Origin of the sequence: Corynebacterium yonathiae, assembly GCF_027570195.1 — a bacterium.
Classification (GTDB): Bacteria; Actinomycetota; Actinomycetes; order Mycobacteriales; family Mycobacteriaceae; genus Corynebacterium; species Corynebacterium yonathiae.
This window is the reverse complement of sequence record NZ_JAKMUZ010000010.1, coordinates 58,197-82,578: the sequence shown is the minus strand read 5'-3', so window position 1 is coordinate 82,578 and position 24,382 is coordinate 58,197. Positions and strand designations below refer to the sequence as shown.

The window sequence follows — 24,382 nt, the reverse complement described above, 5'->3', positions numbered from 1 at the left end:
TGCTTCCAGCGTACAGTCCACGAAGTAGATCACTTCCTCTTGTGCCAGCGCAAACGTTTGCCGTTTAATGAGAGTCATGAGCACTTCAGAGTCATCGCCCCTCATCCTCGCCATCACGGCATGTCCGACGGGCATCGCGCATACCTATATGGCGGCCGAGAACCTTGAAGCCGCAGCCCAAGAATTGGGCTACCGCATCAAAATTGAAACTCACGGTTCCATCGGCGTTGAGGGAACCTTTAGCAAGCAAGATATCGAAGACGCCGATGCCATTGTCATTGGTGCCGATACTGTAATTTCCAAAGACCGCTTCCACGGCAAACGCCTCGAGGCCACCGGCGTGGACGAGGCCATTAAGCACCCGAAGGAACTGCTCAGCAGGTCCTTGAGCGCCACGCGTTGGGAAGGTTCCGCGGACGACAAGGAAACAGAATCGCCCCGTAAGAATAGTATTGGCCAAACCTTGTACAAGGCGCTGATGAACGGCGTCTCACACATGATCCCGTTCGTGGTAACCGGCGGTCTGCTCATTGCGGTGGCCCTCTCTATCGGTGGTACCCCTACGCCTGAGGGCATGGCGATTCCAGAAGATAGCTTCTGGAACACGGTCAATGAACTCGGCGCTCTGGCGTTTTCACTGATGGTTCCAGTTCTCTCCGGTTACATCGCTGTGGGCATCGCGGACCGACCGGGCCTCGCGCCTGGCCTTATCACCGGCCTTATCGCCACCACTGGATCTTTGTACGGTTCTGAGGCGGGCGCCGGATTCTTGGGCGGCATTGTCACCGGTATTTTGTCTGGTTATGTGGCTCTAGCCATTAAAAAGATTCCGGTACACAAATTCATCGCGCCGATCTGGCCCATCATTGTCATCCCGATTTTCACTACGCTCATTGTGGGACTCATCTTCATCCTGCTCATTGGTGCTCCGGTCTCAGCTGCGTTTGAGGCGATGACCAATTACCTCGCGGGAATGCAGGGTTCCTCCGTCATTGTGCTGGGCCTCATCCTTGGCGCCATGATCGCCTTCGACATGGGTGGCCCCTTCAACAAGACTGCCTTCCTCTTTGGCGGCGGCATGATCGCGGCCGGCAACGCGGCACCAATGGGCATGGCGGCGTGCGCCATTGCTGTGCCTCCCCTCGCCGTAGGTGTAGCTACGCTTCTGCGGCGCCGCTGGTTTACCAAGGCGGAAAATGATGCGGGCATCGCCGCATTGTTTATGGGATTTTTCGGCATTACTGAGGGTGCCATTCCGCTCGCGGCTGCACGCCCGTTGCAGGTCATCCCTGCCAATGTTGCTGGTGGTGCCGTAGCAGGTGCGCTAGCGGGACTATTCGGTGCACAAGACCATGTCATGCACGGCGGCCCAATCGTCGCGGTGCTCGGCGCGGTAGACAATGTCGTAGGTTTCTTTATCGCCATGCTCGCCGGCATCGTAGTCTGTGCCGGCCTTATCCTCCTGTTGGTCGGATTGACGCAGCGCAAAGATAAGCCGCTGGTAGCCGTCGATACGATTAGTTTGGATAAGGACTTGGGCTCTTCCAGCGAAGAGGTCATTCGCTCCATGATAAAGCTCACCTCTTCGCGAATGTCCGATGCGGAAGCAGTCGCTAGCGCCGCATTGCAGCGCGAAGCTACCCGTTCTACCGGCGTAGGCCACGGAGTAGCCATTCCGCACGCGCGGTCTGCCGGGGTAAAGGTACCCACCCTCGCCTTCGCCCGCCTGCCCCAAGGCGTCACATGGGCTGAAGGCGAGGACCCGACCACCCTTGCCTTTCTAATCGCCGTTCCCGATAACGCGGGAAAGCAGCATCTCAAGCTATTGTCCAAGCTCGCGCGCAACATTATGAAGGAAGATTTCCGCGCCCAACTCCACGAAGCGCAGACCCGCAAGGAAGCCGCCGACATCCTTTCCTCGGCCCTTTTGCCAGCCTCCTCCACCAACAAGGAGGCCGCGACCAGCCAGGCTTAAATACCCCTGCATTTTGCGAGCGCTCAGCGATTTCTCCGCTGAGCGTTCTTTTAATGCCTAAACAGCACGAAGATGCCGCGATTCGGTCGACTCGCGGAAGAGCAGTACGCCAAGAAATGGCCAGGCGCGACTATGCGCCGGCATTGTGGAATCTCATAAATCTTTTTACAACCAGAAACCGCAAGGTTTTTCATAGGCTCTAGCAAGGGACTGGCCAGCTTTTCCAGCGCCTAGCTTAAAACTGGAGCCGCATACCTTAAATCAACCTCTTTTTCCTAGGAACCTGAGATAAGGACTGAAAGCTACCCCCGCGGTATGGTAACTGAACGCCGTCATTGAGGGATTTTAGGGGTTTCCTAGCTTAAATCGAAAAATAACTAAGAAGTAATTAGTTTTTCAGAGAATCATCTTCATAAAGCCTAATAGATGCTGGTCAACTGGATTTTACCCCACTGGAATTGCTTAACTTTTAAGTGAAGGGGAACGGAATTTAGCGGTCAACACTCCGAGATTCCCGCTCTTTTGATTTCCGCTATGCCCCAGCAGAAAGGCACCGCTCATGTTTACCCCCAAAGCTCACTTCTCCGCCAAGAAGTTCGTCGCTCCCATACTTGCAGCAGCCGTCGCTCTCAGCGTTGGCATAGCTCCAGCAGAGGCCTCCAACTCCTTGAGCAGCTTCGGCGGTGTAAAGCTTCCGGTGCCGTCCGCCAGCCAGCCCGTCGCCCCAGCTGCTGCTACACAGCCAATTGCCCCAGCTTCCAACCGGATCCAGAGCATCATCAACCACACCAACTCCTACCGCAAGGCACACGGCCTGCGCCCAGTTCGTTCCAACGGTGCGCTCAATAGTTTGGCTCAGGATTGGGCCAATCAGCTGGTTCGCGCCGATAAGCTCAGCCACCGCCCACAGCACTGGAACTACTACCCGGCCAATATCCCAGCCGGCGGCGAGAACGTGCTGCAGGCATAGAGCGATTACTCCGATGCGCTGCTAGTAAAGCTCTGGTACGAATCCCCAGACCACCGCAAGATCATGCTGGACCCACGCGCCAAGACCATCGGCGTTGGCGTTGCCATCAACTCTGAAGGCAAGCTCTACGCTGTCCAGAACTACGGCCGCTAGAAATTTCACACGCTAGGGACTTCGGGCCCATGGGCTCTAGCGGGCCACGCCGCCGCGCCCCGAACCTGCCGCCTGGGGCGCGGCGGCTTTTCGCGCGTAGGTGGGGGTGCGCACGCGGGTAAATGAAACGTAATCGTCTTCACAAATGGCAGTGGCGAGGGTTACACTTAAGGGCATTCGAATTGTTCAACAATCTTAAGGACGGTGTTGAATGTCCTCGGTCCATATCGATCTCAACGCGGATTTGGGAGAGACCACTGCAGGCAACCCGGTCGCCGATGACGCGGCGATGCTGGAGATGGTGTCCTCAGCAAACGTGGCCACCGGGTTCCACGCCGGTGACCCACACTCGATTGCTGGCACGCTCAAGGCGGCTGCGGAAGCAGGCGTAACCGTAGGCGCGCACGTAGGTTATAACGACGCCGCAGGTTTCGGCCGTCGCTTCATTGATTACCACCCAGATGAGCTCGCTGATGAGGTGACCTACCAAATTGGCGCGCTCGACGCTTTGGCTCGCGCCAATGGCACTAAGGTCGCCTACGTGAAGCCACACGGTGCGATGTATAACGCGATCGTGAAGGACAGGGCGCAGGCAGAAGGCGTCATCAAGGGCATTAAGGCCTTTGGTGACTTGCCGGTAATGTTGCTACCTGGGGGCGTAGCAGTGGACGTCGCCAAGCAAAGCGGGCTTACCGTCGTCCGTGAGGCCTTTGCGGACCGCAATTACAACCCTGATGGCACGCTGGTCTCGCGCAAGGAAGCCAATGCGGTGCTAGGCAGTGCCGATGAGGTGGTGCAGCGAGTACTGGAGGTAGCACAAACCGGTTCAATTACCGCCGTGGATGGCACGAAGCTCGAGGTAGATGCGCAATCCGTATGTACCCACGGTGATTCGCCCGGCGCGGTGAAGCTGCTGCGCGGCGTGGTAGAGCGCCTGCATGCAGAAGGCATCGAGATTCGGAGCTTTATCTAATGCATATTAATTTTGTGGGCACGCGCGCGTTGCTCATTGACCTGGATGGGCTGAACCAGGTCATGGATTGGCACGCGGCGCTTTCTGCCAAACCTTTGAAGAATCAGGTGGACTGCATCGCGGCCGCCACTACCCTGCTGCTGACCTTTGAAGCGCCCGATTCGGCACGGGATGCGGCGGAATTTCTACAGGACTTCTCCCCTACCGCCGCGACGGCCGCGGAGGCGCGCACGGTAGAAATCGATGTGCTCTATGACGGCGAGGATGTTGATGAGGCCGCAGACCTGCTTGGCCTCTCGCGCGAGGCACTCATTGAGTGGCATACCTCCACCGAGTGGACTGCGGCCTTTGGTGGCTTTGCCCCGGGATTTACCTACTGCGCGCCTTCGGATCCGTCCCAGGCTCGCACGGTGCCGCGCCGCTCCAACCCTCGTACCGCGGTGCCGGCCGGTGCCGTAGGCATTGCGGGCGAGTTTTCCGCAGTCTACCCACGCGTTTCCCCGGGCGGCTGGCAGCTGCTGGGCACCACCAATACACCGATGTGGGATTCCAATGCCAACCCACCGGCCTTGGTACAGCCGGGTGACCGCGTGCGCTATCGCAGCGTAGATAAGCTACCGGAACTCGTCGATCACTCGACGCGGTCTAAGCGCGCTCCTGCCCGCCTGCCACGCATGGAGGTTATCGACGCCGGCCTGCTCACCCTCTACCAAGACTTGGGCCGCCCCGGTGTGGGCGACCTTGGCGTGACCCCATCGGGCGCCGCAGACCGCGCCGCCGCCGCGACCGCCAATGTGGCCGTGGGCAACCCGCGCGGTGCAACGGTGCTGGAAAATATCGGCGGCATCAAGCTCCACGCGCTTACCGATACCGTCATCTGCGTCACTGGCGCGACCGCCCGTGTACGCCTCGGCGAGATGCCGGTTCACCTCGCCCGCCCCGTGCTGGTCACGGCTGGGCAAACCGTCACCGTAGACCCCGCAACGGTGGGCATGCGCAATTACGTGGCAATTCGCGGCGGCATCATCGCCGAGTCCGAGCTTGGTTCCGCAGCCACCGACGTCCTCTCTGGCCTTGGCCCAGACCCAGTGACCACCGGCGATGTCATCGGCGTGCTGCCTCGCTCTACCGGCATGACCGATGCCCAGCTTTCCAACCCACTACGAGTGCGTGAAAGCTCCGATGGCAAGACCCGCGCTACCTTGCGCTGCGTGCTCGGTCCCCGCGATGACTGGTTTGGCGATAATGTCTCCGCCTTCCTGGATGCTGAATGGACCGTCACCTCAGATTCCAACCGTGTGGGCCTACGCCTTGATGGCGATGAGCCGATTAAGCGCGTTAAAGACGGCGAGCTTCCGTCCGAGGGCATGGTCGCCGGATCCATCCAAATCCCGCCCAATGGCAAACCCGTTGTCTTCCTGCGCGATCACGCTGTGACCGGTGGCTACCCCGTCATCGCCACCGTATTGGAAGAAGATATTGATATTGCCGCGCAGCTGCCACCCGGCGCACGCGTGAATTTTGAACTCGTAGCACCCCAAGCCTTAAACACTGGAGATAAAAATGCAGATTAAAACCGTCCTCATTGCTAACCGCGGCGAGATTGCCGTGCGTATCGCCCGCGTCGCCCGCGACCTGGGAATTAAGTCCATCGCCATTTACTCCGAGGCAGACGCTGGTGCCTTGCACACCCAGGTAGCGGATGAAGCTTATGCGCTGCCGGGCAATACGGCTGCCGATACCTACATGAACGTGCCCGCGCTGCTCGATATCGCGGTGCGTGCCGGCGCCGATGCCATTCACCCGGGCTACGGCTTTTTGTCTGAAAACGCCGACTTTGCTCGCACGGTCACTGAGGCCGGCATGATCTGGATCGGTCCGTCGCCGGAGTCGATCGAGCTCCTCGGTGACAAGATCGCTGCACGCCGCGTGGCCGAGGAGGTGGGCGCGCCGCTAGCGCCGGGTACCTCCGACCCCATCGATGATTGGCAAGAGGCCCGCGCTTTCGCCGAAGAGCACGGCCTGCCCATCGCCATTAAGGCCGCTTATGGCGGCGGCGGACGCGGCCTGAAGGTCGTGGACAATATGGAAGAAATCGAGGGAGCATTTAACTCCGCCGGCCGCGAGGCCATGGAGGCTTTCGGTCGCGCGGAGTGCTACGTGGAGAAGTTCCTCACCCACCCGCGCCACGTCGAAGCCCAGGTATTGGCCGATACGCACGGCAACGTCCGCGTGCTCGGCACCCGCGATTGCTCCACCCAGCGCCGCTTCCAGAAGCTTATTGAGGAGGCCCCAGCGCCCGCGCTTTCCGACGCCCAGCGCAACGGCATCATCGAAGGCGCGCGCTCCATTTGCTCCAAGGTGGGCTACACCGGTGCCGGCACTGTGGAATATATCGTCTCTGAAGACGGCACCATTTCCTTCCTCGAGGTCAATACCCGAGTCCAGGTCGAGCACCCGGTTACAGAGGTAGTCACCGGTACCGATATCATCGCCGAGCAGTTCCGCATCGCGGCCGGGGAGCCGCTGTCTTTCGAGGAAGATCCGCAGTCTCACGGCCATGCTTTTGAGTTCCGCATCAATGCCGAAGACATCCTCAATGGCTTCGCGCCATGCCCTGGCACCATTGTCTCCTTCGAACCGCCCACCGGCCCGGGCATCCGTGTGGATTCCGCAGTGCGCTCTGGTTCCATCATCCCGCCGTACTATGACTCCCTGATCGCCAAGCTGGTGGTGTGGGGACCGACTCGCGAAATCGCCTTGGCGCGCGCCCGCTTTGCCCTGCGCGAGTTCACCGTCACCGGCGTGCGCACCGTGCTGCCTTTCCACCGCGACATGATGGATGAGCCTGCGCTCATCGGCACCGCTGCCCCGGCAAACGATGCGGCTGCCGCCGGCGCCTCCGAGATCGGCGTCTTTACTGACTGGGTTGATCACAACTACCGCCCTTCTGCCGCCAACCAGGTAGAAAAGGTCGAAGCCATCTACACTCAGCGCCGCAATGTTGCCGTGGAGATCGATGGCAAGCTGGTCAGCATTGGCGTTCCAGTAGACTTCCTCGCCGCCCCAGGCGCCGCTGCGGCCGGTGGCTCTGCATCCACGGCACCGTCTTCGGCCGGTGCACAGTCCACCGATGACAACGCGGTCACTTCCCCGTTCGAGGCCAACCTTGTGGCGTGGAACGTCGCGGACGGCGATACCGTGGCCGAGGGCGATGCGATCGCCACCGTGGAAGCCATGAAGATGGAATCGGCCATCAAGGCGCCGCGCGGCGGCACCATTAAGCTCCTAGCTGCAGAGGGCGACCGACTGGATCCCTCGAAGGTCATCGCGACCATCGATTAACGCTCGTACAATTGCGCAGCACCTCATTTTCACTGTGAGGTGCGCAACCTTTTAGTACAGTTGTGAGCATGCTTTCCCAGTCTGTTGCCTCTGAGTTACGCGAGGCCATCTCCGCCGGCGAATTCCAGCCGGGCGAGCAGCTCAGCGAGGTCAAGGCAGCCGAACGCTTCCACTGCTCGCGCAATACCCTGCGCGAGTCCTTCACTCGGCTTGCCGCGGAACGCATCGTCGAGCGCATTCCCAACCGGGGCGTCTTTCTCGCAATGCCGGATGCAGACTATATCCGCGACCTCTTCGCCGCCCGCGCAGCCATCGAGCCGGCGGCGGTGCGTTGGGGCGCTTTTGCCGACGCCCCCTCACTCGTCGCCCTCACTTCCTCCGCCTTCGACTACGCGGCGCGCGGCGAGCACCAGGAAGTCTCCTCCATCAATCAGCGTTTCCACCGCACATTGGTGGCCGCGCTCGGCTCCCCCACCTTGAATGAGCAGATGGATAATCTGCTCGCCCGCATGCGGCTTACCTTCCTCTTGGCCATCCCGCGGTACCCACAGCTTCATGCGGACCACATCCAAGGAAATATCACCTTGGCCACGCTCATCGCGGATGGAAAACGCGATGAGGCTGCCACGCTTGCGCATGACAGCCTCATGAATACCTGCGAGAAGATCCTCGCCGTGCTAGACGATTAAGGAATGAGAAAATCTTGATCCCGGGCGTTGGTCACGAGCATCTGGCCCGGTGCGTGCGTAATAGCTAAGCGCGGCTTGGATTCCATCACGATGGCCTGCGGGGTCACACCACAGGCCCAAAAGACTGGCAGGCAGCCCTCCGGCACTTCGCCCGGATCACCAAAGTCCGGGCGGTTTAAATCCTCAATGCCAATGGCCGCCGGATCACCTACGTGGACCGGGGCGCCGTGAACTGATGGGTAACGGGAGGTAATCCGCACGGCATCGGAGACTTGCGCGGCCGGAATCGGGCGCATGGAGACCACCATGGGCCCAGAAAAGACACCGGCCGGGGTGGTGGGAATCGTGGTTTTAAACATCGGCACGTTGCGCTGCTGAGCAATGTGCGCGACCTCAATGCCGTTATCCTGCAGCGCCGTCTCAAAGGTAAAAGAGCAACCAATAAGGAAGCTGACCATGTCTGGGGTGTAGTACGAGGTGGCGTCGGCAAGCGTGGCTGTATGCTCGCCGTTTTCAAAGACGCGGTAGGCCGGAATATCGGTGCGGATGTCCCCACCTGGCAATAGCTCGGAGGTATACTGCCCAGCCTCCAGCACGCCCACAATTGGGCACGGCTTGGGGTTGCGCTGGGCAAAAAGCAAGAAATCGAAGGCGTATTCCCGCGGCACGGCCAGCAGGTTAGCCTGCATAAAGCCACGGGCATGCCCCGCGGTGGTGGCCATCTCGTGGGTGCGCGCATACTCGCGCACCTCTTCTGGAGTACGCATTAGGCCCATAGTTCGGTGATGCCGGAAAAGGCCTTGAAACCGATAAAGATGGTCAGTACCCACGCCAAGGCGCCAATGAACAGAAGCCACTTGGGGTACTTATAACCATGCAATAGGTCGCGGCGGCGCCAGGCCACCCACATCACGAGAGCAAAGCCAATGGGCAGGATAAGGCCGTTGATGGCACCAGCGAAGATGAGCAGCTTCTGGGGAGCGGAGTTAATGGCCACGAAGACCACCGTGCACACCACAATGAAGAGGATGGTGAGGATATTGCGGGTGCGCGTCGAGGTTTCCTGGGAGGTCACGAAGGACACCGAGGTATAGGCCGCACCGATAACGGAGGACAAACCGGCAGCGAAGAGGACTACGCCGAAGGCACGCAGGCCAAACTCGCCGGCGGCATGGTAGAACGCATCGGCCGCAGTGTTGTCATCGGAGAGCGCCACTCCAGTAGCTACCACGCCGAGCACCGCCAAGAAGAGGAGCATGCGCATGATGCCGGTAACCACGATGCCGCTGACCGAGGTATAGGTAATGTTCTTTACGTTTTCCACGCCGGTGTGACCAGAATCGATGAGTCGGTGCGCGCCGGCAAAAGTGATATAGCCACCCACGGTGCCACCGATGATGGTGGTAATGACGAAGAAGTCAATCTCGCCTGGCGCGACGGTATTCTTCAGCGCCTCACCCACCGGTGGTTGGCTGACCACCGCGACGTAGAGCATGAGCAGGATCATGACCGCGCCCAGTACCGCAACGAGACGGTCAAGCGCCATGCCGGCTTTGCGGGAGAGGAAGATAAAGACGGCGATGGTCGCAGCGATGACGCCGCCGATACGCGAGTCAATGCCGAGCATCGCGTTAATACCAAGGCCAGAACCAGCGATATTGCCAATATTGAAGACCGCGCCGCCAATAAAGACGAATACGGCAAGAACCCAGCCCAAACCAGGAAGCACGGTATTGCCCAAGGTATTTGCGCGCATGCCGCTTACACACAGCACTCGCCACACATTGAGCTGGATAGCAATGTCAACGAGGATGGACAGCATAATCGCAAACGCGAAAGAAGCCCCCATCTGCACAGTAAAAACCGAGGTCTGGGTCAAAAATCCCGGACCGATGGCGGAGGTGGCCATGAGGAACATGGCACCGGCCATGGCGCCGAGGCCCTTTGGCGGGGTCTTATCCCCCGCCTGCGCCGGAGCGGCGTGTGATGTCTCAGCACTCACTAGATTTCACCTTTCGTGATGCAGGTCGCATTAAATTTGTGATGCGCATCATCTTAAAGGTTGCTATGCCTTTTGTTCAACAACATTTATGTATTGTGGGTGACGCGGGGGTGATCTAGGCTACTTTCCTGCCGCGTTTTCCCAAGTGGCTAGCGATTATCCGCAATGCCTCGTCCGACGCTTTCACCTCGCTGGAACCAAAGCGCAGCACCACGTATCCGCGGTTTTCTAGCGCTCGCTGCCTTTTTATCTGCTGCTTGACCACGTGGGCGGGCTCCTTGCCGTAGGTACCGTCATATTTGGCATCGCCATCGACCTCGACCACCAGCCAGCCATCGAGACAGAGATCCGCCCGATACTTCCCGAGCAGCGGTTTCTGCGGCTCAATTTTCACCTGCGGGAAACGCTCGATAATGAGGGCTCGCAGATAGGACTCATAGGGCGATTCCGATCCGCCATACGCGTGCTCGATAACCTTACGCATGGCTGCTTGTCCCCTAGTGCGCTGCATTCTTGCCAGTTCTTCGCGCAAGTCATAGGTGGTGACGCCGTGTTGCCTGAGAGCAGAATCGGTAGCTACCAGGCCATCTGGGAAGCCGTGTAGCCGGGCGATTTCGAGGCAAGTGCGGGCGGGATGCGTGGTGCGCACACCTGCTACCGTTACCGTGGATTCCTGGAGGGACTTTACCCGGCGGTACCGATAGCCCTTCGCGGTGAGCCTGCGTGGGGGAACGCTTCCCGAAGGCACCGCTAACTCCACCTCCTCCCCTTTCCTGGAAATTACCCACATTCCCCACAGCCGCGCGGCCGATTTACTGATGAGGACGGCGCGGTGGGTGCTCCACCCGGCAGCGACTACTTTGGCGAATTGTTGTTTATGGCGCGCCCATTGCCTCCAGGTGGCCGTGGGAACGGCGACCCAGGGCGCTATCTGGGTGAGCTCACCGCACTGGAGGGCTAAATGGTGCGGACTTTCGGCTCCGGCGTAACGAAGGTTGATGAAGTGATCTGCAATCATGGTTTCATCTTCACTGCTGGAGGGACGAAGCACGCGTCATGGGGCTCAGGAAGGTGAATTTCCGAGGACCTTAAGTGAGAAGCGGAACTTTAGGTCCAAGTTGATCGGGCCGAATTGAGAGCGTTGAGGCTGAATTGAGGGCGAGTTGTGCTCAGATCGGCTCGATTACATTCGACCTAAGGGGAAGTAGTTCAATACGGTGGTGTGGGGGATAATTCAGCAGCGCGGTTAACCGTGCTTTACTAGAGATAATGGAACCCATCGAGCTCTCAGAACTTACCGGTACGCAATCGCGCACCTACGGTACCCGCAAGATCACCTCGGACATGGTCTCGGCACCAATCCATGTTGCGGTCGCGCTCTGGGACGAGCGTTGGGATTCCGCCCCCAACGGCACCATCGAAGGCTGGGTCATCGCGGTCAATACTAAGCAGACGCGTTTTGTGCGCCGCGGCCAGACTAAGAAGGGCGATATCGTCGATATCGCCGTACGGGAGGTCAAACGCGCACTCAAGGGACTCGACGGACGGGTGTGGATTGTCACTGGTCGCAGGCAGAATGCGTTGCGAGCGGCACTCACGGCAGACGGTTTCACGGTGACGGGAAGCTTTGCGGAAGAAAATAGGGCTTCGAAGAGCGCGAGCTCCGTGCGCCGAAAACAAGCCGGCCTTACCGCACGGAAGGCGCGCAAGATGGGTGAGGCACCGAAAAAGAAGCAAGCGGCACAGGTAGAGACGCCGAAAGCACACTGGTGGCCGAACTTCTCGCGCGCCTCCTCATGGTCCAAGGGCGACGTGGCTCGCATAGCCACCGACGCTTCCTCGGATACCGTATTCAAGGGGTCGATGTGCTTCGTTGCGGGCAACGGCGACTACCGGTTACGAACTCGAGAAACCAAGGCGAGCACGGATGAGCTCGAGCTCGAAGCACTGACGCTCGCGCTGAAATACCTGTTCAAGGTGGGTGCGCGCAAGGCGGTTATTGAGTCCGATTCCGTAGCCGCTTTGGAGGCGGTCGAGCAGATTGTGCATAGGCGCGGCTCTAAAGCATCGCGGCCGGGGCGCACGTGGCGAGGGGTGTCTTCGGGTGCACGGTCCCGATTCCAGCAAGCTTGGGGCGATATCCAAGGCCAATGCGAGGTCGACATTCGCCGTGTACTTGGGCATGCGGGTGATCCGCTGAATCGGGCGGCCGACCAGATTGCGTACATGGGGTTGCGCGCGATTGCGCATCCGATGAAGCAGTCTCGCGAGACTCTGCGCGAGGGGATCCAGAAAGCTCTCTTGGCGTTGTGACCCGAACGCTTAGGGCTTTGGGGCTGATCTGATCAGGCCGAGTTGAGGGAGTTAAGGCCGATCTGAGGCGGCCCGGCCTTCAGATCAGCCTGATCAGTATGGACTCAACGACAAGAGGCGCGCTGGGAGGGTCGCGGCTAAGCCGAGCCGGACCGCGGAGTCAGGACAGGCGCCGAGCGCCTTCGCCCGGACGCGCTACCAAAAAGGTGGGCTCCGGGAAGCTGCGGGAAACCGCAGCATCATGAATGGCTTGGGCGGTGGACTCGACGGAGGATTGCGGGATGAGCGCGATAACGGCACCGCCGAAGCCGCCTCCAGTCATGCGAGCGCCCAGCTCGCCGGCCGCGGTAAAAGCGGAGTCGAGCTCCGGGGTTGTGACCTCATAAAGCTCACGCAGGGAGATATGGCTCTCGCGCATGAGGCGGCGGAATGTATCTAGATCGGAAGATGCCAACGCGGTAGCGGCATCTAAGGTGCGATTGGTTTCTTCCACCACATGGCGCACGCGGTGCCGGTAGAGTTCCGCCTCGGCGGGATCGACGGTGGCGGCAAAGTCCACGGCATTCGGAATCTCGCGGATGGAGCAGCCAGCGGCAGATTGGACGGCGTCGATAATGCCGCGGCGGGAGGCATATTGGCCGTCGGAAAGCGTGTGCGGGGCATTGGTATCCGCGATGAGCAGTACCATGTCTTGGGCCTCGATATTGAAGGGCACGCGCTCCACGGCGCCGGTGGAAAAGTCCAGGAAGAGGGCTTTGCCGCGCTGGCCGAGGAGGCTGGCATTTTGGTCTAAGCCTCCGGTAGAAGCGCCGACCACCTCGTTTTCGGCGCGGATACAGGCTTGTGCCAGTTGGGCGCGGGCAGCGTCATCGGGAACATGGCCGTGGGAGAGCTCGTAGGCGGCCACGGCCACAGAGCACTCCAGAGCGGCGGAGCTGGACAGACCAGAGCCAACCGGGACATCGGAGACGATGGCGATGTCGAGTCCGGTGCAGTGCAGCGCCCCCGCCGCGGTGGCTGCCCAGATGGTGCCGGCGACGTAACCGGACCAATCGGCAGGATAGCCCGAGCGAACATCGGCGAGCGGAGCCTCCGCATGGGCGATGGAGCCGTCATACTCGGAAGCTATGCGGATAAGGCCATCGCTGCGGGGCGCGACAGCAACTGCGGTATTTTGCTCCAGTGCGAAGGGAATGGAGGCGCCGCCGGCGTAATCGATATGCTCGCCGATGAGGTTCACGCGGCCGGGAGCGGCCCACACGCCGGCGGGCTCGGGCGCATCCGGGAAAGCAGAGGAGTAGAGGGCGCGCGCAGCGGTAGCAATCTCTTGCTCACTGCGAGTATCAATCCACTTAAGCATCCCAAATCTCCTTGAAACGGGCGGCGATGCGCTCCGGGGTGGTGTCATTAATCCACACCGCCTGCGCGGATTCGGAGCCAGCGAGGTATTTCATGCGGCCGGGCGAGCGCATGAGGGAGAAAAGCTGCAGGTGCATGCGGATGCCGGGGCGCAGTGCCTTGTCCACCGGTGCCTGGGTCCAGCCGGCGATATAGGGAGTCTTTTCCACGCCATCAAAGAAGCGGTCCACCGCGGAGTACAGCTTTTTAAGCAGGGTCGCGAGGTCGGCACGTTGGGCGTCGGTAAGCGCTGCGAAATCGGGCACCTCAGAGTTGGGCAGAACCATGGCTTCCAGCGGCCATTTGGCGGCGGCGGGAACGAAGACGGTGAAGTGCTCGGTCTCAGCAATGATGCGAGTGCCGGCGGCGCGCTCGCGATCGAGGAGATCCTGAAAGAGGTCGCCGTCGTAGGCGTGGGCGGAATCCACAATGTTGCGCAAGCGCGGTGAAAGGAATGGGTAGGAGTAGATCTGGCCGTGCGGGTGCTGGAGGGTCACACCGATTTCTTCGCCGCGGTTTTCAAAGGGGAAGACCTGCTGCACACCGTCAATCTGGGACAGGGCGGCGGTGCGGTGAGCCCAGGCTTCAATAACAGTGCGAATCCGAGATTCGGGCAGGTCCTTAAAGGACAACGCGGGATCCTCGGTAAAGCACACCACCTCGCACCGGGCGCGCGCGGGAAGGCGCGGCACCATGCCAAGCAGGTTATCCTCCTCGGGGTGCTCGATGTCTGCAGCGGTAGCAAAAGACGGGAAGCGGTTTTCAAAGACCACCACGTCATAGCTGGGGCTGGGGATCTCCGTGGGCAGTTGGCCTTCGCGGGTGGGCGCTAGCGGGTTCTCGTTCGCCGGTGGCAGGAAGGTTCGGTTCATGCGGTGGGCGGCAAAGGCCACCCAATCCCCGGTCAGGGGATCCCGGCGCATTTCGGAAGCGGGGGCGACGGTGGGGATATCGCGGGCGTCGACAAGCACGCGGTCAGGGTGGGGCTGGTCATCGAAGTAGAGGATCTCACGGCCATCGGCAAGCGTGGCGGAGGTAATCTCAACCATTAGTTTTCTCCTGGGATGGTGATGGGCTTTAGGCGTGCCCACAACACAAAGGCGGCGGCCACGGCCAATAAAGCAAGGCTTGCCCATAGGTTATCGCCGGCGTTCTTCGCCTGCCCAGTATCTGGGTTGATGCCTGGGTCAAGGAAGAAATAACAGCCGAGCAAGATGAGGCCGTAGAGGCCGAGGAGTGCGGCGATGACGTTGCGCAGGTCGAATGCGCCGGCGCGCTTTTTCTCAGACATATTGGGCTCCTTAGGCGAAGATGACGTTGAGGGCTACGGCGATAACTAGGCAGATGATGCCCAGCGGGACGGTCTGTTGGTACCACGGCAAGGACTTTTCGGTGTAGTCCTCGAAGTGGTCCTTGGGGGTTACGGAGGAAACGAAGCCAACCAGCTCGCTATCCGGCTTGGGTTGGGTAAATAGGGTGACCACGATGGAGACGAGGATATCTACTACAAAGGCCACACCGGCCGCTACGAAGGCAGTGCCCTGACCCGGCAGGTTGATGAGATCCGTGAAAGAGGCGACGTACCAAAAGGCAATGGCGGAACCAGTACCGGCTACCAGTCCGGACCAGCCGGCGTGCGGGGTCATGCGCTTCCAGAACATACCCAAGATGAAGGTGGCAAAGAGCGGCGCATTGAAGAAGCCAAACAGGGTCTGCAGGTAGTCCATGATATTGCCAAAGTTCTGTGCCAAAAGCGCGGTAAAGATGGCAATAGCGGTAGCGATAATCGTGGCGATGCGGCCGAACTTCAGGTAGTAGTCATCCTCGCGGTCCTTGACTACGTAGGTCTGCCAGATGTCATAGGAAATGACGGTATTAAAGGCCGAGATATTAGCCGCCATGCCGGCCATGAAGGAGGCCAAGAGACCGGCAATTGCCACGCCCAACAGGCCATTAGGCAGCAGGTCGCGCATGAGCAACAGGATGGCGTCGTTCGGCTCGGCGCGCTCCTCCATCAAGTCAGCCACGGATACGGAAGCAACCATGCCCGGAATGACTACCAGGAAGGGCACGAACATCTTGGGGAAGGCACCGATGATCGGGGTCTTGCGGGCGGCGGAAATGGAATCCGAGGCCATGGCGCGCTGGACTTCCACGAAGTTGGTGGTCCAGTAGCCGAAGGAGAGCACAAAACCTAGGCCCAGGACGATGCCGATGACGGACCACACCGGGTTATCGAAGCCAGAGATGTCCGTGCCCGGCCAGGTGTGGAAGTGAGAGTCATTGGCCACGGCGTCTTTCAGCCCGCTCCAGCCGCCCACGCGGTTCAAGCCAATAATGGTTAGCGGGGCAAGTGCGGCAATGATGACGAAGAACTGCAGCACCTCGTTATAGATGGCGGCCGAAAGGCCACCCAGGGTGATATAGGACAGCACGATGAGGCCAGCAACCAGAAGCGATACCCACATCTGCCAGCCCAATAGGGCCTCTACAATGGTGGCCAGCAGGTACAGGTTCACGCCCGCAATGAGCAGCTGGGCCACGGCAAAGGAAATCGCGTTGACCAAGTGCGCGGCATTGCCAAAACGCTTGCGCATAAACTCCGGCACCGAGCGCACCTTGGAGCCGTAGTAGAACGGCATCATCACAATGCCCAAAAAGACCATGGCCGGGATGGCACCAATCCAGAAGTAGTGCATGGTTTGGAAGCCATACTCCACACCATTGGCGGACATACCGATGATTTCCACCGCGCCTAGGTTGGCCGAAACGAAGGCCAGTCCGGTCACCCAAGCGGGCAATCCACGGCCGGAGAGGAAGAAGTCGATGGAACTAGACACCCTGGCCTTGGCGGCCCAGCCGATACCTAGAACGAAGAGGAAGTAGATGGCTACCAAGAAGTAGTCCACCCAAGAGGCATCGAGCCTCAATACGGATTCAGCGGTCTCCATGGCTGACCTTTCTATTTAGTGTTCTCTGCTGCGAGGCGCAGCGTGAAAGTCTGTGGGTTCTGAGCGCTCAAGCGCACGAGGTCTTCCCCGCTGTGCAGCGCATTCGGCGGCGCGCTCATGGGCTCTACTGCTAGCGCCTTGCCCGGGCCATCCACCCGCGGGAAATCGGCCGGGGTGAACATCTGCACCCAGTTCAGGCCCTCGCCCATCTCCAGGCGCACGCCTTTTCCGCCGGCTGTATATATGGCCGTCAGCGGCCCTTCACCTTGGAAGCAATCATCCCAGTCCACCTCGGCGATGGGTTGGTTGACAATACACACCGGCTCCGTCTGGCCCGTGGGCAGGTTGCGGCCGTCTAGCAGGTGACGCTTGCCGACGCCCACACTGAGCACCGCCTCTCCCACCCCAGCTCCCTGCGGGGAGAGGTAGAGGTGGAGCCCATAGGCGAAGGGAACCTCCCCGGGCTCCGCGGTGCGGGCGGTGAGCTGGTGGTACAGCCCGTGCTCGTCCAAGCAGTAGGTGACCTCCAACTGAATCGCCCACGGCCAGCCGTGGCGCGGTTCGATATCGAAGGTGAGAACCACCCGGTTTTCCGTGCGTTCCTTCATTCGCCACCAATCCACCGCGAATCCGTGGATGGCGTTATTGTGCTCCGGCTCCGTAATATCCAGCTGGTGGGCGCTCCCCTGCCATTCAAACCAGCCATCTTCGGTGCGATTGGGCCACGGTGCCAACACCACACCGGCCATCAGCGGTGGCTTGCCCTCATAGCCTTCTACCAAGGGTGCACCGCGATAGGTCAGCGCCTTGACTGCACCGCCGAAGAGGGCAATCTCGGCCGCATAATCGCCATGAGAAATGGCGACGCTGGGGTATTCAGCGTCAGAGCCAGCCGCTCTTCCACTGGTCATAACAAAGACCTTTCTGGCTATAACTTTCGCTGGATTTAGCCTAGGAGCACGGCAAAGCGCCGGTCAATCGTTTGCATAACCACCAGCAGATACCCACCGTTTCAGCAGGTTACGGACATAGAGTTAACCGCCTGTTAACCTCTTTCGGGGCTGGAAGCCTGCAGGCAGAAAGGAGCTAGCCTACAAAGAGAAGCGCTATCCGCGAATCCGCCGCCACGCTATTCGCGCCGCAGAGTGTGGGGTGGCCAAAACTTCGCGCAGGTAATTGCGCGGCATCAAGCGCCATGGGGTCGGCGCAGGATAAAGGTGCACCGCAATACCGAGATGCCACGCCCACAGGGCTGTGCGCAGGACATGGAAATCATTGGTCACCACCTGCAAGACAGCATCCGGGGCCAAGCGGTGAGCATTTTCCAGGTTCTCATTGGTGCTTGTGGCCTCCGGTTCCACTACTACTCGCTCGGCTGGTACGCCGCGCTCAATAAGATAAGTGGCCATAGGACCTGCCTCGCCGCGGCCAGAAACAATAATCTGCTGACCGCAATAAAGAGCTAGCGCCTTATCCAAACGAGAGCGCAACATAGCGCCGGGATAGCCGTGGGTAACGCGGGAGCCCAAAACGAGGAGCGGGTCAGACATGGATACCAGCATAGACTTGCCGGCCCTTGACAGAAAGATAGAAAAAGCCGTACCTTTAACTCAAATATGCAATCGATTGCGCCCAGGAGAGCCAGACCCGGCTCATACGCCTAGCCCCAAGGAGGTCAGCATGGCCGGAACCACCCTCAAGGACGTGGCCGCTGCTGCTGGAGTATCCATTTCTACCGCGTCCCGCTCGCTCTCGGGCAACCCGGCCATCTCAGAGGCCACGCGTCAACGCGTCAAGGACACAGCCGCCAAACTCAACTACAGGCCCAATGCCCAAGCCCGCGCCTTACGCAGCTCCCGCTCGAATGCCATCGGCCTGGTTATCCCCAGCCTAGACAATGCTTATTTCGCCGCGATGGCCGCAGCCATCGAAGAAGCCGCCGATAAGCAGGGCCTAGCCACGATGATCACCAGTTGCGGCGAGGATCCACAGCGGCTGGTCAAGGCGCTCGACGCCCTCATGGAACGCCAGGTAGACGGCATTATCGCCGTGCCGCTTGAAGGCGCCGAAGAAGCACTCGAGCAGGCACGTGCCTACCGTCCGCTCGTGCTCATTGACCGTGCCTTGGGCCAGATTCCCGCAGTGCTATCGGATCCTCACACAGGGATGGAGCAGGCTGTGCAACAGCTCAAGGAAAAGGGCCACACGCATATCGGCTATCTTTCCGGGCCGCAGGAAACCTCTACTGGCCGCCAGCGTCTCCAGGCATTCGAAGCCGCCACTCGCGGATTGCCTACCCACATCCACCACGGCAGCTACCGCCACCGCGAGGGCTATAAGGGCGCTATCGCGCTCCTGCAAGAAGGCGTCACTGCTCTTATCGCCGGCGATTCCATGATGACGGCCGGAGCTCTCGAGGCCTGCCATAATGCGGGAAAGCGGATCGGCGAAGAGATCGCGCTCGTGGGCTTCGACGATTTCATCTACCTGCGCTTCCAGCCCTCCCCCATCTCGGTAGTGGACCAGGATGTTGCGCGGATGGGCGAGACCGCCACGACCAAGCTCGTCGCGGCCATCAATGACAAGCACCAGCCAGAAGGCGAGGTACTAGCCACCCGCTACATTCCGCGCATGTCCACCGCCCACCAGCTGGAAAAGGACACGCTATGAGTGACTGTGTATTACGCCTAGACAATGTCACCAAGTCCTTCGGTCCGGTAGAGGTTATTAAAGGTGTGGACCTCACCGTCCGCCGCGGTCAGATCCAGGCCTTGCTGGGTGAAAACGGCGCGGGCAAGTCCACACTCATCAAGATGATTGCCGGCGTGCACGAGCCAGATTCCGGCCGCATCCTGGTAGATGGCACAGAGGTAAAAATCCCGGATACCAAGGCCTCCGAAGCGCTGGGTATCGCCACCATTCATCAAGAGTTAAACTTGGTTCCCACCATGTCGGTGGCCGAGAACATCATGCTCGGGCGCACCCCGCGCCGCTTCGGGTTAGTCAACCGCAAGCACCTCAAGGCACAGGCCCAAGCGGCGCTGCATCTTATCGGCTTGGACGTGGACCTGGATATGCCCGTAGGTGAGCTGGGCGTGGCCAAGCAGCAGCTCGTAGAAATCGCCAAAGCGCTGTCGATGAATGCGCGCATCCTTATCCTGGATGAGCCCACTGCCGCGCTCACCGGCAAGGAGGTTGATGCGCTCTTTGCGGTGCTCGAAGACCTTAAGGCCAAGGGCGTGGCCATGGTGTTTATTAGCCACCATTTAGAGGAGCTGGCGCGCATTGCAGAGACCATTAGCGTGCTGCGCGATGGCTCCTTCATCGCCGAAGTCCCAGCCGATACGGACGAAGACGAGCTGGTCCGGCTCATGGTCGGTCGCGAGATTCAAAATCAGTATCCACGCGAGATTCCTCCCGAGCGCGGCGAAGCACTACTGGAGGTCTCCGAGCTGACTTCCGACGGCGCCTTTCATGACGTCACCTTCACCGTCCACGCCGGCGAAGTCGTCGGCCTGGCCGGGCTCGTGGGTGCGGGCCGCACCGAGGTCATTCGCGCCATTGCAGGCGCGGATCCCTATGATTCCGGCACCATCCGCGTCGGCGGAACCCAGCTGCGCGGCGGCGATATTCGCGCCGCCATCCGCGCCGGGGTGGGTCATATCCCTGAAGACCGCAAGTCCCAAGCGCTAGTCCTAGACGCTTCTGTAGGCGATAACCTGGGATTTGCGACCCTCTACCCCACCGCCAAGGCGGGGCTTGCAGACCGCAGCGGCCAACACCGCCGCGCGACAGAAGTAGCAGAAAAGCTACGCATCCGCATGGCGGATCTCTCCCAGCCCATCCGCAACCTATCCGGTGGCAACCAGCAAAAGGCGGTCTTCGGCCGCTGGGTACTGGCCGGTTCCAAAGTCCTTCTGCTCGATGAACCCACCCGCGGCGTCGATGTCGGCGCCAAGGTGGAGATTTACAACATCATCAATGAGGTCACCGCGGCCGGCGGCGCCGTGCTCATGGCCTCCTCCGATCTACCCGAGGTACTCGGTATGTCAGACCGCATCCTCGTCATGTCTGGCGGGCAACTCGCCGGCCAGCTGCCTAAGGACTCCACCCAAGACGAGGTCATGGCCTTCGCCGTATCCAATGTGACCTCCTCTACCTCTACCTCTACTGCCGCGTCTGCCGGCACCAACCCCAAGGATGAAGCATGACCAAAAATCGAGTAGTTAACTGGGCGATGAATAATGGCGCACTCGTCGGCCTCATTGCCCTGTGCATCGCGCTTTTTATCGCCACCCCCTATTTCCTTACCGTGGCGAACCTGCTCAATATCGGCATCCAGGCCGCTACGGTGGCCATCTTGGCCTTCGGCATGACCTTTGTGATTGTCACCGCCGGTATTGATCTCTCGGTGGGCTCAGTCGCCGCGCTCGGCGCCATGGTCTCGGCGTATATGTTCTCCACCGCTGGGCTACCTGGTTGGCTCACCTTGATCCTCGGGCTCATCGTGGGTGCACTGGCCGGCGCCATCTGCGGCATGGCCACCGCGTGGGGCAAGATCCCTTCCTTCATCGCGACGCTGGCCATGATGTCCATCGCCCGCGGCCTTACACTGGTCATTTCCCAAGGCTCGCCCATTGAAACCGCCCCAGCAGTCAACGCCTTTGGCGGCGATATCGCGGGCTTCCCTGTGCCAATCATCATGATGGTCATCGCCGGACTCATCTGCTGGTTTATCCTAGAGCGCACGGTACTTGGCCGTTCCATGTATGCCATCGGCGGCAACTTGGAGGCCGCCCGCCTCTCGGGCCTGCCGGTCAAACGCATCCAGATCGCCGTCTTCGCGCTCTCCGGTTTCTTCGCTGCCTGGGCCGGCATGGTGATGGCAGGCCGCCTCGAATCTGCACAGCCGCAGGCTGGCACCGGCTACGAGCTGGATGCCATCGCGGCCGTCGTCATCGGCGGCGCCTCGCTCTCCGGCGGTCAGGGAAAGGCCACCGGCACGCTAGTCGGTGCAGTTCTTTTGGCCGTTATCCGCAACGGCCTGAATCTGCTCAATGTCTCCTCGTTCTGGCAACAAATCGTCATCGGCCTGGTTATCGCGCTGGCCGTCGGCTTCGACGTCATCCGAAATAAGACGGCTAACTAAGGAGCGTCCCACCATGAAGAAGCTCATCGCCGCCCTTCTCGTGCCGGCTCTCGCACTAGGTCTTGCCTCTTGCAACCGTTCGGAAGAAGACCGCAACCGCATTACTCTCGCGCTATCGACGCAGACCAACCCCTTCTTCGTTGAACTTCGCCACGGCGCACAGGATAAGGCAAAGGAATTAGGCGTTCCGCTGGATATCCAAGACGCCTCCGATGACCCCGCCCAGCAGGTAAATCAACTGGGCAATGCCACGTCGATGGGCGCCAAGGTCGTCGTGGTAAACCCCACCGATTCCGATGCCGTCGCCCCGGCCGTGCGCGGCATTAAGAATGACGGCGTGCCCGTCATCGGTGTGGACCGAGACGTCAACGGCGTGGAGCTGGACTCCATGGTGGCCTCCGATAATGTCGCCGGCGGCGCACAGGCGGCGGATACACTCGCCGAATCCATCGGAGAAAAGGGCGACATCCTCATCCTGCAGGGAACCGCCGGTACCTCCGCCTCGCGCGAGCGCGGCAAAGGCTTTGCAGAGCAGATTGCGAAGTACGGGGATATTCGGGTCGTCGGCAAGCAATCGGCGAATTTCGACCGCACGGAGGGCCTCAACGTTGCCACCAACCTATTGCAGGCCAATCCGAATATTAAGGCTATCTTTGCCGAGAACGATGAAATGGCACTCGGCGCGGTCGAAGCCCTGGGCTCGCGCGCCGGTACTGAGGTCAAGGTCGTGGCTTTTGACGGCACCTTCGATGGCCTCAAAGCAGTCAAAGATGGCAAGCTGGAAGCTACCATCGCCCAGCAGCCCGCAGAGCTCGGTGCCCACGCCATCGAACAAGCCGCAGCGCTCCTGCACGGTGGCACGGCGGAGAAAAACGTCCCCGTCGAGGTCATCACCGTCACCCGCGACAATGTAGAGGATTTCCAATGAGCAAGCTAACCGTCGTCGGATCCATCAATGCCGATCTCATCGTCCACGCCGAGCGCCACCCGCAGCCCGGCGAGACCCTGCTGGGCTCTGGCGGCGAGATTTTAGCTGGCGGAAAGGGCGCTAACCAGGCAGTTGCGGCGGCGCAGCTGGGTGCCAACGTGGCCTTTGTGGGCGCGGTGGGCTCCGATCCCTATGCCGAACCGGCCATGCACTACATGCGCACCTCCGGCATCGATCTCGGCGCGGTGGAGCAGGCCGATACTAATACCGGCCTCGCCGTCATTACCGTCTCGGCCGATGGAGAGAACACCATCGTCATCTCCCCCGGCGCCAATGCGCTTGTCGATGCCCCCTTTGTCACCGCCCGCGCCTCCACCATCGCCGATGCCGATGTGGTCCTCCTGCAGGGCGAAATCCCCGCCTCCGGTTTCCAGGCGGCAGTCGACGCTGCGCAAGGTCGCGTGGTGGTCAACCTCGCGCCCGTGGTCAAGGTCGACCGTGACTCGCTTCTGCAGGCCGATCCCCTGCTGGCCAACGAACACGAAGCCGGGCTTATCTTGAACCAGCTCGGCCTGCCAGCTGAAGGCGCCCCGCGCGAGCTCGCCCACCGCCTGGTAGAGGCTGGCTTCCGCTCCGTTGTGCTCACCCTCGGCGCCCACGGCGCCTACGTAGCCACCCCGGATGGCGGCACGGATATCCCCACCCCGCGCGTGACCGCCGTGGATACCACCGGCGCCGGCGATGCCTTCGCGGGTGCCTTTTGCGCCCAGCTTCTCGGTGGAGCCTCGCTTGTCGATGCCGCCACTGTCGCCGCCCGCGTCGGCGCCTTTGCCGCCACCGGTAACGGCGCCCAACCGTCTTATCCCACCGCCGAATCCGTTTTGCCGGAGGTCACCAATGCGTAAGTCCGGCCTCCTCAATCCCGCGCTCACCAGTGCCGTCGCGCGCCTGGGCCACACTGATACTTTCGTTATCGCCGATTGCGGCCTGCCAATCCCTCACGATGTGCCCGTCATCGACCTCACGCTTACCTTCGGCATCCCCACCTTTGCCGATACGCTGGCCGCACTCCTCGACGAAGTCGTAGTCGAAGCCGCCACCATCGCCGATTCCACCCCGCCCGAGGTACGTTCCTTGCTTCCCGCAGTCCCCCTCACCGAGGTCTCCCATGAAGACCTCAAGCGCGAGGTCGCCCGTGCCTCCTTTGTCGTGCGGACTGGTTCCACTACGCCGTTTGCCAATGTCATCTTGCACTCCGGTGTTCCCTTTTAGCGCTTATAGACGTTTCCGCGTGCCCCTATCGTAAACACTTCCACCAGAACTTCTTGCTCCTCTACGGAGTACAGCACGCGGTAATTTCCCACCCTTATTCTTCGGCCACTCCTGCCGGATAAAGTGATAGACCCTTGTGGGTATGGGTCTTGAGCCAGTCCACCGATCGCGCGCTTAATCCGTTGATATTGCTTTCGGTTTCCCTGATGGATTTTGTGTAACTCTCGCTTGGCCTGCCGTGTAAACGCGATTTTGTATTCCATG

General features: G+C 60.5%; 22 protein-coding genes and 1 pseudogene. 13 read left to right on the top strand and 10 right to left on the bottom strand.

All coding sequences use genetic code 11. The features are described from left to right. The first annotated feature begins 76 nt into the window (after window positions 1-76). The 6 genes and pseudogenes from L8V22_RS06525 to L8V22_RS06500 all read left to right on the top strand — a co-directional run bounded on the left by L8V22_RS06525 (window position 77) and on the right by L8V22_RS06500 (window position 8,105). Complete coding sequence (locus tag L8V22_RS06525; protein WP_238801258.1) at window positions 77-1,975, top strand: fructose-specific PTS transporter subunit EIIC; 1,899 nt, start codon at window positions 77-79, stop codon at window positions 1,973-1,975. A 559-nt stretch (window positions 1,976-2,534) separates the two neighbouring features. Beyond that, window positions 2,535-3,098 (top strand): annotated as a pseudogene (locus L8V22_RS06520) (CAP domain-containing protein). A 211-nt stretch (window positions 3,099-3,309) separates the two neighbouring features. Next, the gene (locus tag L8V22_RS06515) at window positions 3,310-4,071 is read left to right on the top strand and encodes a LamB/YcsF family protein (RefSeq protein WP_238801256.1); all 762 of its coding nucleotides are present in this window, start codon (window positions 3,310-3,312) and stop codon (window positions 4,069-4,071) included. Beyond that, on the top strand, window positions 4,071-5,645 hold the full coding sequence (locus L8V22_RS06510; RefSeq protein WP_238801255.1) for a 5-oxoprolinase subunit B/C family protein: 1,575 nt from the start codon (window positions 4,071-4,073) through the stop codon (window positions 5,643-5,645). Before L8V22_RS06515 ends, L8V22_RS06510 begins: the two co-directional genes overlap by 1 nt. Beyond that, on the top strand, window positions 5,635-7,416 hold the full coding sequence (locus L8V22_RS06505) for an acetyl/propionyl/methylcrotonyl-CoA carboxylase subunit alpha (protein WP_238801254.1): 1,782 nt from the start codon (window positions 5,635-5,637) through the stop codon (window positions 7,414-7,416). The genes L8V22_RS06510 and L8V22_RS06505 overlap by 11 nt, the downstream gene beginning before the upstream one ends. A gap of 68 nt (window positions 7,417-7,484) precedes the next feature. Beyond that, window positions 7,485-8,105, top strand: coding sequence for a GntR family transcriptional regulator (locus L8V22_RS06500; protein ID WP_238801253.1), 621 nt, complete (start codon window positions 7,485-7,487; stop codon window positions 8,103-8,105). On the opposite strand, the gene L8V22_RS06495 is transcribed toward L8V22_RS06500, so the two are convergent. The 3 genes from L8V22_RS06495 to L8V22_RS06485 all read right to left on the bottom strand — a co-directional run bounded on the left by L8V22_RS06495 (window position 8,102) and on the right by L8V22_RS06485 (window position 11,125). Continuing rightward, entirely contained in the window at window positions 8,102-8,881 is a 780-nt protein-coding gene (locus tag L8V22_RS06495) for a putative hydro-lyase (RefSeq protein WP_420839971.1), read from the bottom strand. The two genes, L8V22_RS06500 and L8V22_RS06495, sit on opposite strands and share 4 nt — an antisense overlap. Next, window positions 8,872-10,035, bottom strand: a complete 1,164-nt coding sequence (locus L8V22_RS06490) for an NRAMP family divalent metal transporter (protein WP_238801295.1) — start codon at window positions 10,033-10,035, stop codon at window positions 8,872-8,874. Before L8V22_RS06490 ends, L8V22_RS06495 begins: the two co-directional genes overlap by 10 nt. A 187-nt stretch (window positions 10,036-10,222) precedes the next feature. Then, on the bottom strand, window positions 10,223-11,125 hold the full coding sequence (locus L8V22_RS06485; RefSeq protein WP_238801251.1) for an endonuclease domain-containing protein: 903 nt from the start codon (window positions 11,123-11,125) through the stop codon (window positions 10,223-10,225). Window positions 11,126-11,376: 251 nt separating this feature from the next. Between L8V22_RS06485 and L8V22_RS06480 the strand changes: the two genes are divergently transcribed. Further along, on the top strand, window positions 11,377-12,420 hold the full coding sequence (locus L8V22_RS06480; RefSeq protein WP_238801250.1) for an RNase H family protein: 1,044 nt from the start codon (window positions 11,377-11,379) through the stop codon (window positions 12,418-12,420). 160 nt (window positions 12,421-12,580) lie between these two features. Here the strand turns inward: L8V22_RS06480 and galK are convergent, their stop codons facing one another. The 6 genes from galK to L8V22_RS06450 all read right to left on the bottom strand — a co-directional run bounded on the left by galK (window position 12,581) and on the right by L8V22_RS06450 (window position 18,319). Then, window positions 12,581-13,780: a galactokinase gene (gene galK, locus L8V22_RS06475; protein ID WP_238801249.1), complete on the bottom strand. Its 1,200-nt coding sequence runs from the start codon at window positions 13,778-13,780 to the stop codon at window positions 12,581-12,583. Beyond that, window positions 13,773-14,867 carry a galactose-1-phosphate uridylyltransferase gene (galT, locus tag L8V22_RS06470; protein ID WP_238801248.1) on the bottom strand — a complete coding sequence of 365 codons (1,095 nt, stop codon included), beginning with the start codon at window positions 14,865-14,867 and terminating at the stop codon, window positions 13,773-13,775. Before galT ends, galK begins: the two co-directional genes overlap by 8 nt. Beyond that, window positions 14,867-15,109: a cell wall anchor protein gene (locus tag L8V22_RS06465; protein WP_238801247.1), complete on the bottom strand. Its 243-nt coding sequence runs from the start codon at window positions 15,107-15,109 to the stop codon at window positions 14,867-14,869. The genes galT and L8V22_RS06465 overlap by 1 nt, the downstream gene beginning before the upstream one ends. Before the next feature lie 10 nt (window positions 15,110-15,119). Next, window positions 15,120-16,769 carry a sodium:solute symporter family protein gene (locus L8V22_RS06460; RefSeq protein WP_238801246.1) on the bottom strand — a complete coding sequence of 550 codons (1,650 nt, stop codon included), beginning with the start codon at window positions 16,767-16,769 and terminating at the stop codon, window positions 15,120-15,122. Window positions 16,770-16,780: 11 nt separating this feature from the next. Beyond that, on the bottom strand, window positions 16,781-17,680 hold the full coding sequence (locus L8V22_RS06455; RefSeq protein WP_238801245.1) for an aldose epimerase family protein: 900 nt from the start codon (window positions 17,678-17,680) through the stop codon (window positions 16,781-16,783). Window positions 17,681-17,875: 195 nt separating this feature from the next. Then, window positions 17,876-18,319, bottom strand: a complete 444-nt coding sequence (locus L8V22_RS06450) for a YdcF family protein (RefSeq protein ID WP_238801244.1) — start codon at window positions 18,317-18,319, stop codon at window positions 17,876-17,878. Window positions 18,320-18,449: 130 nt separating this feature from the next. Here L8V22_RS06450 and L8V22_RS06445 point away from each other — a divergent pair, with 130 nt between their 5' ends. From L8V22_RS06445 to rbsD, 6 genes are read left to right on the top strand one after another with little or no spacing between them, the layout of a single operon-like run. Further along, on the top strand, window positions 18,450-19,439 hold the full coding sequence (locus L8V22_RS06445; protein WP_269966421.1) for a LacI family DNA-binding transcriptional regulator: 990 nt from the start codon (window positions 18,450-18,452) through the stop codon (window positions 19,437-19,439). Further along, on the top strand, window positions 19,436-20,980 hold the full coding sequence (locus L8V22_RS06440) for a sugar ABC transporter ATP-binding protein (RefSeq protein WP_238801242.1): 1,545 nt from the start codon (window positions 19,436-19,438) through the stop codon (window positions 20,978-20,980). Before L8V22_RS06445 ends, L8V22_RS06440 begins: the two co-directional genes overlap by 4 nt. Next, entirely contained in the window at window positions 20,977-21,918 is a 942-nt protein-coding gene (locus tag L8V22_RS06435; protein WP_238801241.1) for an ABC transporter permease, read from the top strand. The genes L8V22_RS06440 and L8V22_RS06435 overlap by 4 nt, the downstream gene beginning before the upstream one ends. A gap of 13 nt (window positions 21,919-21,931) precedes the next feature. Beyond that, window positions 21,932-22,846, top strand: a complete 915-nt coding sequence (locus tag L8V22_RS06430; protein WP_238801240.1) for a substrate-binding domain-containing protein — start codon at window positions 21,932-21,934, stop codon at window positions 22,844-22,846. Beyond that, window positions 22,843-23,751 carry a ribokinase gene (locus L8V22_RS06425; RefSeq protein WP_238801239.1) on the top strand — a complete coding sequence of 303 codons (909 nt, stop codon included), beginning with the start codon at window positions 22,843-22,845 and terminating at the stop codon, window positions 23,749-23,751. Before L8V22_RS06430 ends, L8V22_RS06425 begins: the two co-directional genes overlap by 4 nt. After that, entirely contained in the window at window positions 23,744-24,118 is a 375-nt protein-coding gene (rbsD, locus tag L8V22_RS06420) for a D-ribose pyranase (RefSeq protein ID WP_238801238.1), read from the top strand. Before L8V22_RS06425 ends, rbsD begins: the two co-directional genes overlap by 8 nt. Here the strand turns inward: rbsD and L8V22_RS06415 are convergent. Beyond that, window positions 24,115-24,381 (bottom strand): type II toxin-antitoxin system RelE family toxin, encoded by a 267-nt coding sequence (locus L8V22_RS06415; RefSeq protein WP_238801237.1) that lies wholly within the window; start codon window positions 24,379-24,381, stop codon window positions 24,115-24,117. The two genes, rbsD and L8V22_RS06415, sit on opposite strands and share 4 nt — an antisense overlap. Window position 24,382 lies beyond the last annotated feature (1 nt).